Raw genomic sequence first — 14,301 nt, 5'->3', positions numbered from 1 at the left:
ATTCCTTATTGCGCTTCGAGTTCGCCGAGCAGCGCATCGATCGCGCGCGCTGCGTCGTCGAGTGAGTGAGCGCCGCGCGCTTCGAGCGCCGCGTCGATGGCGGCCGCGCAGCGCGACAGCGTGCGGGCCTCGAACAGCGTGCGCAGCGGCAGCGCGAGCGACCAGTGCAGATTGATTTGCGCGTTCCCCTGCGTCGCGAGCAGCGAATGTCCGCCCAGCGCGAAGAAGTCGGCATCGCGACCGATCGCGTGGCTCGCGTCGATGCGCAGCACGCGCGTCCAGATCGCGGCGAGTTCGCGCTCGGTATCGGTCTGCGGTTCGGCCACGTCTGCCGTTTGCAGCGACGGCGCGGGCAACGCGTTGCGGTCGCACTTGCCGTTCGGCGTGACAGGCAACGCGTCGAGTTCGATCACATGAGCGGGCACCATGTAAGCAGGCAACTGCGCGCTCAACGCCGCGAACAGCGCGGCCTGATCGAATGCTTCTTCGGCGCGTCGCGCGACATAGCCGATCAACTGCTCGTCACGCACGATCACGACGGCGTCATGCACGCCAGGCGCCGCGCGCAATAGCGCTTCGATCTCGCCCGGTTCGATACGCAGGCCGCGCAATTTGACCTGCTGATCGGCACGGCCGAGATAGTCGAGCACGCCATCCGCGCGGCGGCACACGAGATCGCCCGTGCGATAGAGACGCGCGCCCGGCGTGAACGGATCGGGGATGAAGCGCTCGGCCGTCAGCGCGGCGCGCCCGAGATAACCGCGCGCCAGCCCGACGCCGCCCAGATACAGTTCGCCGATTGCGCCCGCCGGCAACGGATGCAGCGACGCATCGAGCGCATGCAGTTGAATGTTTGCAATCGGTTTGCCGATGGGGACCGCGACGGCCCGCGCGTCGGCCTCCGTGCAGGTCCAGTGGGATACGTCGATTGCGGCTTCCGTCGGGCCGTACAGGTTGTGCAATTGCGCTTGCGGAAGCAGCGCACGCGCGCGCGCCACGAGTTCGGGCGACAGCGCCTCGCCGCTCGCCACGATGCGCGCGATGCTCGCGCAATGCGCTGCGGCATCGAAGTCCTTCAGATAGCCGAGGAACGCGCCAAGCATCGACGGCACGAAATGCAGCGTCGTTACGCCAAATGTGGCGATGGCGGACGTGAGACGCGCGGGGTCGCGATGATCGCCAGGTGCGGCGACGGCGAGCGTCGCGCCCACCGACAGCGGCCACACGAACTCCCACACGGAAACGTCGAAGCCGAACGGCGTCTTGTGCAGCACGACGTCCTGCGGCGTCAGCCGGTACGCCTCCTGCATCCACGCGATGCGATTCGCCAGCGCGCGATGCGTGTTGCCCGCACCCTTCGGCTTGCCCGTCGAACCCGATGTGTAGATGAGGTACGCAAGCTGATCGGACTCGACGGCGATGGGCCTGTCGAGCGCGGCGTTCGCATCGAGTTCTTCGACGCACAGCAGGCACGCGCTGTCGCTGCGGATCGCATCGGTCACGCGCGCATGCAGCGTCCGTTGAGACAGCACGACGGCGGGCCGCGCATCGTCGAGCAGATAGGCGATGCGATCGGCGGGATAGTCGGGATCGACGGGCAGATACGCTGCACCCGCCTTCAACACGCCGAACAGCGCAACCACCATGTCGACAGACCGCTCGACGCACAGCGCAACCACACTGTCCGCCGTGACGCCTGCCTTCAGCAACGCAGCAGCCACGCGGTTCGCGCGATCATCGAGTTCGGCATACGTGACACGGGTGCGGTTTCCTTTGGCGTCGATGAAGTCCAGCGCGATTGCGTCCGGCGTCGCGGCCGCATGGCCTTCGAACTGGCGATGAAGCGGCAGCTGCTGTTCATCGCGCCATGTCCGCGCGGTTTCGTTGAAGCGCGTGAGTTGCGTGCAATCTTCCCGTGTCGCGATCGACACGCTGCCGAGCAACGCATGCGGATCGGCGATGAACGCTTCGACACATGCATTGAACGCGCGATGCAGCGTCTGCACGCGCGCTTCATCGATACGCGCCGTGTCGTAGCCGTAGTCGATCGTCAGCGTGTCGCCCGCCTGCACGACCAGCGTGACGGCCAGATCGGTCGATTCGACGCTGCGAATGTCCGACAGGCGCAGCGCGCGCTCGTCGTTCGCCGACCAGGCGGGATCGACGGGATAGTTCTCGAACACGACCAGCGTGTCGAACATCGCGCCGCCGCCCTGTCCCGCCCAACGCTGGATGTCGAAGAGCGGCGTGTGCGCGTGCTCGGCATTCGCCGCGTTGTCGCGCTGCAGGTCCGCGAGCCAGTCGGCGATGCGCCGCTGCGGCGCGGGCGTCGCAATGACGGGCAATGTGTTGATGAACAGCCCGAGTACGCTGTCGACGTCGGGCAGTGCGTCGGGCCGGCCCGCGACCGTCGCGCCGAATGCGACCGTCGTGTGATGGGTCATGCGCTGCAAGGCAAGCGCCCACGCGCCCTGCACCAGCGTATTCACCGTCAGCCTGAGGCTGCGCGCGAGCGCCGTCAGCTTAGCGGTTGTGGCAGCATCGAGTTGCGCGCGCCAGACGTCGTTGGGTGCGGCGGCAGCATGTTCCGGCGACGCGTTCGGCGCAACCAGTGTCGGCTCGTCGAAGCGTGCGAGGCGTTCGAGCCAGAAGGCCTTGTCGGCGTCGTGATCGCGCGCATCGAGCCACGCGATGAAGTCGCGATAGCGCAAGCGCGCCGCCTGGCCGAACGACAATGCGCGGCGCTCGCTCATGTAATCGCGCAATACGTCGGCGAACATGCGTGCCGTGCTCCAGCCGTCGAGCAGCAAGTGATGGCGCGTCCACACGAGCCGCCATTCGTCGTCGGTGAGGCGAACCAGCGTCACGCGCATCAGCGGCGCCTGCGACAGATCGAAGCCTTGCGCGCGATCTTCCGTGAGCCATTGCTCGAAGCTCGCGTCCCGCGTATCGCGGCCACGCCAGTCGAGCACGGCGAATGGCAGCTTCGCCTGGCGATGCACGATCTGCAACGGCACGTCGGCGTCATGCCAGAAGCTCGTGCGCAAGATGTCGTGTTGCGGCACGATGCGATGGAACGCATCCGTCACGCGCGCGATATCCGGCGACGTCAGCGTCGCGACGAGTTGATTGACATACGTGGTGCGATCGGGCGCGTACAGCGAGTGGAACAGAATGCCCTGCTGCATCGGCGACAGCGGATAGATGTCGTCGACCGTGCGCAAGTCCAGTTCTAGGCGCTCGAGCATCGGCTGCGAGAGACCCGCGCGCTGCGCAAGCGGAAAGTCGGCAGGCGTGGCGCTCGCGCCGCGTTTCGACACACGTTCGATGCAGCGCGCCGCGATCTCGCGCAACGTGGTTTCGAACGCGCGCGCGAGTTTTTCGACCGTGCCGGCCTCGAACATCGCCGCGCTATAGACCCAATGCACGTTGAGCTTGCGCGCGCCGTCGATATGCGCGTGAATCGCCAGTGCATTCGACATCGGCCCGGCCGGATCGCGCTCGCAGCCCGCGCCGCCAAAGCGTGCGCTCAGCGCGCGCTCGGTCGATGCGTCGCCGAACTGGCCAAGGTAGTTGAACGTCACGCGCGGACGCGGCAGCGCGGCAAGCGACGTCCGCGTCGCGTCATCGGCGAGATAGCGCAGCGCGCCGAAGCCGACTCCCTTGTTCGGCACCGCGCGCAATGCGTCCTTGACGGCCGTGAGCGTGTCGGCGCTCGATGCACCGATGGGCAGCGCCACGGGATAGTGGCTCGTCAGCCAGCCGATCGAGCGGCTCGCGTCGAAGTCTTCGAACAGCGCTTCGCGTCCGTGGCCTTCGAGTTCGATCAGCAGCGAATTCGTTTCGACGCTTGTGCCCAAAGTGTGAGCGAGCGCGGCGACGAGCAGGTCGATGGTCTGCGTGCGCCATGCGGCGTTCGCATCCGTAAGCAGTGTCTGCGTGAGCGCGGCGTCGATTGTCCATTCCACCGTGCACGCGTCGGCATTGGTCGCCGAGCCTTGCGGATCGTCGAACGGCAAATCCGCGCTCGCGTGCTGCATCGAGGTCCAGTACGGCAGTTCCTTGCTGAAAAGCGCCGCCGCATGGCTGGCGAGGCGCTGCGCCCAGTCCGGCGCATGCGCGCCTTGCGCTGCGAGCCTGATGGTGCGCCGCTCGCGTGCCGCGACGTAGGCGGTATCGAGGTCTTCGAGCAGCACGCGCCACGACACGCCATCGACGATCAGATGGTGAACCGCCATCCACACGCGTGGCGTGCCATCGGGCAACATCGCGACGAGCGCACCCGCAAGCGGACCCCGCGCGAGGTTGAAGCGGCGCTGCAGATCGTCGAATTGCGCGAGCGCATCGTGTTCGTCGCGCGCTTCAATAGCGACGAGGGGCAACGTGTCGAACGGCTTGTCGGCATAGCGCGCGCCCCACGAAGAAGAGGCGTCTTGCGTGAAGCGCAAACGGAATGCGTCGTGATGTGCGAGCACTGCGGCGAACGCCTGCGCGAATGCGTCGAGATCGAAGCGCCCGGCCGCATGCAGTTCGATAGCCTGATTCCAGTGGTGGCGCGCGGGAATCGTCAACTCGAAAAAGCGGCGCTGCGCAGGCGTCAACGCAACATGCGATGCATCGGGTTCAGAAACAGCGCGCGTTTGCGCTTTCGGCTCGGCGACGGTAACGGCTTGCGCAACTTGCGCCAGTTGCGCGACGGTCGGTTTGTCGAACAGTTGTTTCGGGGTAAAGCGCACGCCGCGTTTGCGCGAACGCGCGATTACCTGCAACGCGAGGATCGAATCGCCGCCCAGTTCGAAGAAGTTGTCGTCGCGGCCCACGCGTTCCGCGCGCAGCACTTCTTTCCATACGTCCGCGAGAACGCGTTCCGTGCCTTCGAGCGGCGCTTCGCTCGCCGATTGCGCGACGGGCTGTTGCGCAAGCTCGCGCAACTTCGCGCGGTCGATCTTGCCGTTCGGCGTGACCGGGAAGGCGTCGCACAGCGTCAAGGTCGCGGGAACCATGTAATCGGGCAGTCGCGCGGCGAGTTGCGCGCGTAGCGACGCTTCGTCGCCCGCACCTTGCACGACGACAAACGACGCGAGATGCGCACGGCCGTCTTCATGGATCGCCAGCGTTTCCGCCTGCCTGATGCCGTCGAGTGCGCGCAACGTCGCACTCACTTCGCCGGGCTCGACGCGATAGCCGCGAATCTTCACCTGATCGTCGAGCCGGCCCAGATAGTCGATCGCGCCGTCCGCGCGCAAACGCACGCGATCGCCTGTCCGATACATGCGCGCACCGCTTGCATCGGGCACGAAACGCTCCGCAGTCGCGGCGGCGCGGCCCAGATAGCCGCGCGCAACGCCCGGCCCGCCCAGATACAGTTCGCCGATCCCGCCCACGGGAACGGGCGCGCCGTTCGCATCGAGCACGCACGCGCGCGCGTTCGGCAGCGGACGCCCGGTAGGCACGCCTGCCGATGCGCTCGCATCGTTCAGATTCGCGCTCGCGTCGAACGTGAGCGCGCCGACGGTCGCTTCCGTCGGGCCATAGTGATTGATCACACGGCACGCGGGCCGCAACGACGTGATCCGTTCGACCAGCGCCCACGGCAGCGGCTCGCCGCCCAGCACCAGCGCGTGCGACGGCAGTACGTCGGCGGGTTGCTGCGCGTCGAGCAGCGCATGCAAATGGCTCGGCACGATCTTCAGCACGCCGACGTCACGTTCGCGCATCGTCGCGGCGAAGCGGTCGGGATCGAACGCTGCTTCTTTCGGCAGCAGATGCAGCGTACGACCCGAACATAATGCGCCGAACAGCGTCGTATGGCCGAGATCGGCGGCAACCGTCGATACCATCGCCATGCTCGCGCCGGGCGCGACCTTCAGTTCGTCGAGCATGCCCTGCACGTAGTCGGCAAGCGCGCGATGCGAGACGACAACGCCCTTCGGCGTGCCCGTCGAACCCGACGTGTAGATCAGGTAAGCGGCCTGTTCGGGTGCAATCGAAACGTGTGCGGCGTCGCCGTGTGTGCCGATCAATGCATCGAGCGACAGAACGGTGGCTTTGCTGTCTATCTGCGGCGCGTTGGCGGCCACGATCACGCAGCGTGCGTCACATGCTGCAACTGAAGCTTCAATACGCTCGCGTGGCGCAACGGGATCGAGCGGCACGGCCATCGCGCCCGCTTTCAATATGGCGAGCAGTGCGACGACGAAATCGACCGAGCGGTCGATGCACAGCGCAACAGCCCGTTCCGCGCCCGCGCCGTGTGCGATCAACGCGCGCGCGGCACGCGACGAAACGCGGTCGAGTTCTTCGAAGCTCAGTTGCCGCTGCGCGTCCGTGACGGCGATCTGCCTGGGCGTGGCGTTCGCGTGATGGGTGAAGGCCGCCACGACATCGGCGAATTCGAAGGTCTGCGCGCGGCCTTGAAGCAGGTTGCTGCGCGACTCGCCACAAGCAAGCGCGCAAACAGCGAGCGCAGGATTCGCCACGCTATCCGTCAGGAGCGCAGCGAAACTATCGAGCCATGCCTGCGCGGTCGCATCGTCGATGCAATCCGTGGCCCACGCGGCGACCAGTTCGATACCGCGCGCGTCGTCAGTGAAGTCCAGCGCGAAGTCGAAGCGTGCCGCGTTGTCGGGGCCGGGCGTCAACGTTGCAACAGCACCCGGCAACGCGACGGGGTCGTCGAACACGAACTGCTGCGCGAACTTCACACGCAGCCATTCTTCGCCGCGCCGCACGGGCGGCTTGACGGCATCGATCACCTGATCGAACGGGATGTCCTGGTTCGCGTATGCGCCTAGCGTCGTGTCGCGCACCTGCGCGAGCAACGCGTTGAACGGCGCGTTCGGTGAAACGTGTGCGCGCAACGCGACCGTGTTGATGAAAAGACCGAGCAGATTCGCCACTTCGGCGCGCTGACGATTGGCCACAGGCGCGGCAATCACGACATCCGTCGCGGCCGTCAGCCGATGCAGCCACGCATGCAACGCAGTCAGCAGCACGATGAATGTCGATGCGTGCGCGCTGCTTGCGAGCTCGCGCACAGCCGCCGATACCTGCGGATCGAGCCGCCGCGAAGCGCGCTTGCCGACGAGCGTGCGCGCTGCGGGTACAGTGCGATCGACAGGCAATGCGAGCGGCGCGGGCGCGTCCTTCAATGCGTCGCGCCAATAGCCGAGTTGCCGCTCGCGTTCCGCGCCATCGAGCCATTCGCGTTGCCATTGCGCAAAGTCGGCGTATTGCGCCGTGAGTACGGGCAGTGCAGCAGCACGGCTTTCCGACAGCGCGGCATAGCATTGCGCCAGTTCCGCGAACGCGCAACGCGACGACCAGCCGTCGCTGATCGCGTGATGTGCCGTCAGCATCAGGCAATGCTCATCATCAGCGAACGTGACGAGCGATGCGCGCAGCAAGGGGCCGCGTTGCAGATCGAAAGGCCGCGTGGCGTGCTCGTCGGCGAGTTCGCTCGAGCGTGTCTTGCGTGACGCGAGCGCGACGCCGCGCAGATCGGTCTGATCGACGGGCACGGCGATCTGCGCATGAACGCGCTGCATCACGATACCGTTGTCGTCTTCGTGCAGCGTCGTGCGCCACGCTTCGTGACGCTCGATCACTTGCGCGAGCGACTTGTCCAGCAACGCGTGATCGATCGAACCGCGAATGTGCCAGTGCGCAGCGATGTGATAAGCGTCGCCCGCGTCGCGCGTTTGGGCGAGCACCCAGAAACGCTGTTGCGCAAATGACGCGCGATGGTCCGCGTAATCCGCTGTCGTCTTGCTTCTCGCGGCCGCTTTCAATGGCAGCGGCTGCGTAGGCTCTTCGACTTCGCTCGCGTCGACGAGCGCCGCGAGTTCTTCGAGCGAACGATCGGCGAATAGCGCATCCAGCCGCAGATTCACGCGCAGTTCCGCGCGGATGGAGGCCTGCAGACGCATGATCGCGATCGAGTCGCCGCCGCGTGCAAGAAAGCGGTCGTCGAGGCCGACAGGCTCATCGCCGAGAATCGCCTGCCAGATCGCAGCGAGCTTGCGCGCCGTTTCGCCTTGCGGCTCGCGATACGACGCGACTGTCGATTGCGACGCAACGCGTGCGCGCAGCGATTCGCGATCGAGCTTGCCGTTCAGCGTGTAAGGCAGTACGTCGAGCAGCGCGAAACGATGCGGCTGCCAGGCTTCCGGCAAGTGCTGCGACAGATGCTCGCGCAATGCACTTTCAGCGACTGCGCTTTCGATCACGACACAAGCGGTCAACTGCACGCGCCCGGCCATCTGTTCGACCAGCACTGCCGCGTCGCGCACTCCACGATGCAAGCGCAGGCACTGCGCGATCTCGCCGGGTTCGACACGCACGCCACGAATCTGCACCTGATCGTCGATACGCCCCATGTAGTCATACGTACCGTCCGCGCGCAGACGGGCGAGATCGCCCGTGCGATACACACGCGAACCTGGCGCGCCGTCTGCATCGGGGATGAAGCGCTCGGCCGTTTGGGCCGCGCGTCCGTGATAGCCGCGCGCGAGGCATGCGCCGCCCAGCAACAGCTCGCCTGTCGAGCCATCGCCGGTCGGCGCGCCATCAGCCGATTCCGGCGTGCTCACGCGAGCCGTGCGCAACCCAATCGGCCGGCCGATAGGCAACGATGCGCATGACGGGTCATAAAACGGGCGGCTCGCATCGAGCGGCCACAGCATCGGCGAGATCACCGTCTCGGTTGGACCATAGCCGTTGATCAAACGCACGTTGCTAAACGTTTGCCGGATATCGGCGAAGACATCGCCCGGCATCGCTTCGCCGCCGAACGCGAGCACGCGCAATGCAGCGGGCACGCCGTGACGCCGCGCGGCTTGCGCGAATTCACGCAGATAGGCTGGCGGAAACGCGGCAATCGTCACGCGCTCCTGCTCGGCCAGCGCTCGCGCATCGTCGGGCGCGACGGTGCCGGGCGGCGTGATCGCGATGCTGGCGCCTGCCGCCAGCGGCGCAAGCCAATACTCGTGCGCGAGGTCGAAATTCACGGAAGCGAAATGCAGCACGCGGTCCGCGTCGGTCATCGGATAAGCGTCGATCACGGCGTCGCAATGCGCGGCAAGCGGGCCATGCTCGACGACCACGGCTTTCGGCGTACCCGTCGAACCCGATGTGTAGATCATGTACGCCGCGGAGCGCGGATGCACCTGCGCATCGTCGAATGCAAGGGCGTGGGTGCTGTCGATTGCATCGACTTCGATGCAGTGTTCGAATCTGGCGCGCATCGTTGCGTCGGCCGCGCGCGTGACGATGCCATGCCGCAAACCCGCGTCGCGCGCCATCCAGTCGAGACGTTGCGCGGGATGACGCGGGTCGAGCGGCACGAACACGCCGCCCGCCTTCAGCACCGCGAGCAACGCGACGAACAGATCGCACGACCTGTCGATGCACACGCCCACCCGCACCTCCGGCCCCACGCCACGCGCGCGCAACACCGCCGCGACCTGCGACGCGCGAGCGTCGAGTTCGCCGCGCGACATGCGCACGGTATGCGGCGAAAACGCGGCGAGCGCGGGTGCGTTGGGCGCGCTGCGCGAGAGTTCGCGCAGGCGAAGATGCAAGGCAGTCGGAAAAGTCGTCATTCGTGTGAAGTCCTTCGGCAAGGCCGCTATACCGCTGCATCGGGGCACGGTTTGCCCCGGTCCCGATTTCAGCGGCTTCACACAGGTGACGAATCGCGCGAAAAAAAATTTACCCCTGCAGCGGAATAAATTCTGCGGAGTCCTTGCTTGCTCGCGTTCGCGCCCGTTTAACTAAAGTTTTGCGATGCCCAAACGTCTATTGGATGGATAACCCTTCATGCGCCTTGCGCACCTTCACTCTCACGCCCGCTTTCGATGACTGTTTCCAACGCACCGCCCGTGAATGGTTCGGATCGCCCGAACAAACCCGCTACCCGTCTGCTGTTGTCGCTATTGCGACGCTCGCGCGGCGCGCTTGCGCTCGCGCTGGTCGCGTGCATTGCGAATGGCGTGTCGAGCGTGCTGCTGGTCGCGACGCTCAACCGCGCACTGAGCGCACCCGCCGCCGCCGACTTGCCGCTCGCGCTGCGCTTCGCCGCGTGCGCGCTGGTCGCGCTGATCGCACGCATTGTTTCGGGCGTGCTGTTCGCAGGACTTTCGCAGGACACGATGGGCCGCATGCGCGAGCACGTTTCCGCGCGTGTCGCGGCGGCGGAGTTGCGCGACGTCGAGCGTGTCGGCGCGGCGCCTGTGCAATCGATCCTCACCGACGACGCCACCAACGTGTCGATGCTGTTCTTCGCGCTGCCGAACATCGTCATGCATGGCTCGATCGTCGCGGGCTGCCTTGCGTATCTTGCGTGGCTGTCGTGGCCTGTTTGCGTGCTGGCGCTCAGCGCGATCGTGATCGGCTCGCTCGGTTACCGGTTCGGCGACATTCGCGCGATTGCTTCGCTCGAAGCAGCGGGCAGCGCGCAAGACCGGCTGTTCGACTATCTCGGCTCGCTGTTCGCGGGGGCGAAGGAACTGAAGCTGCATCGCGAGCGCGCGCGGCAATTCGTCGACGGGCAACTGGGCGCCGCCATCAATGAAGTGCGCGACCATCGGCGCCGCGCGTTCGTGGCCTATGCGATCGGCGTGGGCTGGATCATCTTTCTGTTCTATGTGTTTCTCGGCGCCGCGACCTTCCTGCCGTCGATCGGCGTGCACGCCGATGCACAAGCGGCCGCCGGTTACGTGATTGTGTTTCTGTTCATGCTGGTGCCGCTCGATGGCCTGCTGAACAATCTGCCGACCGTCAACGCAGCGCGCGTGTCGCTTGAACGCATCGAGCGCGTGCTTGCCGAGTTCGAGGAGCCGCATGGCGCGGCGGTCTTGCCGGCGCCCGCTGTTGGCGCTCAGGCCGCCGCGTTCGGCACGCTCGCGCTGCGCGGCATTACGCATGCGTATTTTCACGAGCGCGACGAGCGCATGTTCCGTATCGGACCGATCGATCTGACCTTCAAGCCGGGCGAGCTGGTGTTTATCGTCGGCGGCAACGGCAGCGGCAAGACGACGCTCGCGAAGGTGCTGACGGGTCTATATGAGCCGGAAGTCGGCGTCATCGAAGTGGATGGTTCTGCTGTCACGCGGGATACACGGCCCGCATACCGTGAGCGCTTCTCGACGGTGTTCAACGACTTCCATCTGTTCGACACGCTGCTCGGTATTGTCGATCCCGACGACAACGGTGGCGCGCGCGCCGCGGCCGATGCACGGGCTAATGCGCTGATCGCCAGGCTTGCGCTTGATCATAAGGTTAGCGTTGAAAACGGTACGTTCTCGACTCGCGCGCTGTCGACCGGGCAGCGTAAGCGCCTTGCGCTCGTTGTTGCGTATCTGGAAGATCGGCCGTTCTATCTGTTCGATGAATGGGCGGCGGATCAGGACCCGTCGTTCAAGGCTGTGTTCTATGAGCAACTGTTGCCGGAGTTGCGCGGACGCGGTAAGACTGTCGTTGTGATTACGCATGATGATCGGTACTTTTCGCTTGCGGATCGCGTGTTGAAGTTGGATAACGGGGCTATCGTTAATGAAACGCGACGGGGGTCGCGGGAGGATGTTGGGGATGGCACGGGACGTGTGCCGTGCGTTCAGGTGGATGTGGGTTGAAGGTTTTGGTTTTGGTTTTGGTTTTGGTTTTGGTTTTGGTTTTGGTTTTGGTTTTGGTTTTGGGCTGGCATCCGCGATTCGTTATCGTACTTCCCGCGTCGCCCCCGTGCGTTTGCCTTTTCGCTGGCATCCGCGTTTCGTTAGCTCGCTTCAAGCGTCGCCCCTGTGCGGGGCGGCACCTACTTTTCTTTGCCGCCGCAAAGAAAAGTAGGCAAAAGAAAGCGGCTCACACCGCCAATTCTTGACGTTTACCCACGGGCCCCCAACGTCCCCATCCTTCACACACTAGCGCCTTGGTTGGTGCCCGTTGCCAACGCTTCGAACAAACGCCTCACCCGCTTCAAATATCCGTACCCGGTCAAGCGGCAGCGAACGGTATGTGCCGCCCAGGTGGCAAACTGTGTGTAGGTTGTCGCGTCGTATAGGGTGGCGCTCCTACCGGGTGGGACGCGTGCGCTATCGGTCTGGAGTGAAGCGTGTGGAGCACCGAGGGCCGACACACAGTTTGCCACCTGGGCGGCGGTGGACTGTCTGGCGCCGCATGCTCAAACACGGGTGTGTGAAGCGGGTGAGGCGCTCGTTTAGAGCGTTGGCAACGAACGTGGGTCACGTGGTTGCCGTGTGAAGTGCAGGAACCTTTGGGGGCCCTCAGGCAAGAACTAGCACTGGCGGTGTGAGCCGCTTTCTTTTGCCTACTTTTCTTTGCGGCGGCAAAGAAAAGTAGGTGCCGCCCCGCACAGGGGCGACGCGTGAAGCACGCTAACGAATCGCGGATGCCAGCGAAAGCAAAACCAAAAGCAAAAGCAAAACCAAACCAAACCACCACCAACATCACCGCGAAGCGGAAACCCCCAATTGCGCTTCAGCCGTCGGCAACGACAACACCGCATCCGTCACCGCCCGTGACAACCTCAACGCCGACATCGGCCCACCAAACCCCCAAACATTACGCTCGACCAGCGTCACCCGTCCTTCACGCCGTGCCGGCACAAACCTCCACACCGGCGAATCGAGCTTCGCCTCGAGCTTCACCTCCGGACCGGTCGCGCTCGTCAACAACACACTCATTTGCGGGCGTTTCAACAGATCTTCCGACGTCACGTAGGTCGTTCCTTCACGCGTCGGTTGCGCGGGCCACAACGTCAGACCCAGCTTCCTGGCGACTCCGCCCGCCATGCTGTTACTCGTATACGCCCAGTACCGATCGGGCAACCCCAGCTCCTGCAACAACGCAAAGTCCGCATGCGTGCGGCCCGCATCCGCAAGACGCTTTGCATCGCGTGCCAATCCTTCATCCAACTGCCGTTCAATCGCCTGCGCCTGCACCGTGCGCCCCGTCATGCACCCGATCGTATCGAAGATCCTGCGCGCCCATTCGAGCTGCGTCGCCTGCGCACCGTCGAGCTTCATCTCGGGGCTGAACTGAAACAGCACGGTAGGCGCAATCGATTGCAATGCGCCGAAAATCGGCGCATGCCGGAAGCCAACGCCAATGATCAGGTCCGGCTTGAGCGCGGCAATCGCTTCGAGGCTCGGCTCCTGGCGCGTGCCGACGTCAGGCACCGACTGCATCCGTTCGACGCCATATCCGATCCACGACGGGTAATACGCGGTGTCGACCATCCCAGCAGGCGTCACGTCGAGCGAAAGCAGCGCTTCGGCAAACATGAATTCGAGCACGACAATGCGCTTCGGATGCGCGGGCAGCGTGGCGCTCGCCTGCGTCACGGTGGGATTGGCGGACAGCGGCGCGCACGCAAGCGCACCTGCATCGCGAGGCGCGGACGTCGCGCCTGCCGCGCTCGCGGTACACGAGAATGCGACGCACGCGGCGCAAACAGCGCAAGCGGCCACCCGTAGCGCCTGCTTCATCGCATCGCCTCTTGCCGCGCGAGGTCTTCGTCGCTCATCGTGAGTAATAGCGGACAGCTCGCACACAGTTGATCTTCTCCGGGTATTTCATAGCGCACACAGCAGACACGGCGCGCACGAAACGGCGCGGGCAAGAGCGTGGAGCGCGGCGTCACGTCGCGCACCGGCACGCGTAGCGGGTTCGGCTCGTCGCCGCCGAACAGCGCACCCGATCCGAACATCCACGCGGCGTCGCGGGCCGCGCCCGGCACGGCCGCGCATTGCCCGAACAACGTGTCCAACAGATTGCCGACGTTGCTCCATAGCACGCGCGGCGCGATTTTCGTCATGCTCGCCAGCAGATCGATCACGCCGCGCAGATGCTCATCCACCAGCGACGCATATCGCCGCGCGGGATCGTCAGTTGGGTCAGCAAGTGCGTCGTGCGGCAGATACAGCGCTTCGGGCATGCCTTCGCGCAGCAACAGCAGGCAGCGCGCAGGATTCATGTCGAGCGGTCTCTGCAAGACGAGCGCCGACACCAGCGCGGCGGGCACCGCGAGGCCGAAATAGTATTTGCTCCACTGCGACAGCAGCGCGCGCGCATGACGTTCGGGATCGCCGCCGTAGCGCAAGAGCATTGCATCGAGGATCGCTTTACGCTGCGTCGCGAGTTGCGTGAGCGGTACGCGCACTTGCGCGGCGTCGCCGGTGTCTGAAGTTTCAGCAGGCACGCCGAGCCACACGCGTTCGACATACGCGGAGAACGGCGTATCGGCGACCAGCGATGCAAACGATGGTGCGGCAGAGGACATGT

5 protein-coding genes are annotated in these 14,301 nt (G+C 65.1%); 2 read left to right on the top strand and 3 right to left on the bottom strand.

Translation table 11 applies throughout. The features are described from left to right. Positions 1–5 precede the first annotated feature (5 nt). Positions 6–9,602 (bottom strand): non-ribosomal peptide synthetase, encoded by a 9,597-nt coding sequence (locus tag C2L66_RS17240; RefSeq protein ID WP_060604329.1) that lies wholly within the window; start codon positions 9,600–9,602, stop codon positions 6–8. A 255-nt stretch (positions 9,603–9,857) separates the two neighbouring features. Between C2L66_RS17240 and C2L66_RS17235 the strand changes: the two genes are divergently transcribed. Continuing rightward, a complete protein-coding gene (locus tag C2L66_RS17235) occupies positions 9,858–11,633 on the top strand; it encodes a cyclic peptide export ABC transporter (RefSeq protein ID WP_060604331.1) in 1,776 nt (591 codons plus the stop codon). Next, positions 11,623–11,844 carry a hypothetical protein gene (locus C2L66_RS41265; protein WP_167352360.1) on the top strand — a complete coding sequence of 74 codons (222 nt, stop codon included), beginning with the start codon at positions 11,623–11,625 and terminating at the stop codon, positions 11,842–11,844. The genes C2L66_RS17235 and C2L66_RS41265 overlap by 11 nt, the downstream gene beginning before the upstream one ends. Before the next feature lie 620 nt (positions 11,845–12,464). Here the strand turns inward: C2L66_RS41265 and C2L66_RS17225 are convergent. Continuing rightward, positions 12,465–13,505 (bottom strand): ABC transporter substrate-binding protein, encoded by a 1,041-nt coding sequence (locus C2L66_RS17225; RefSeq protein ID WP_060604334.1) that lies wholly within the window; start codon positions 13,503–13,505, stop codon positions 12,465–12,467. Further along, positions 13,502–14,299 carry a siderophore-iron reductase FhuF gene (gene fhuF, locus C2L66_RS17220; protein WP_060606979.1) on the bottom strand — a complete coding sequence of 266 codons (798 nt, stop codon included), beginning with the start codon at positions 14,297–14,299 and terminating at the stop codon, positions 13,502–13,504. The genes C2L66_RS17225 and fhuF overlap by 4 nt, the downstream gene beginning before the upstream one ends. Positions 14,300–14,301 lie beyond the last annotated feature (2 nt).

The sequence above is a fragment of the Paraburkholderia caribensis genome, assembly GCF_002902945.1.
GTDB classification, from domain to species: domain Bacteria; phylum Pseudomonadota; class Gammaproteobacteria; order Burkholderiales; family Burkholderiaceae; genus Paraburkholderia; species Paraburkholderia caribensis.
This window is presented reverse-complemented; position numbering and strand designations above follow the sequence as displayed.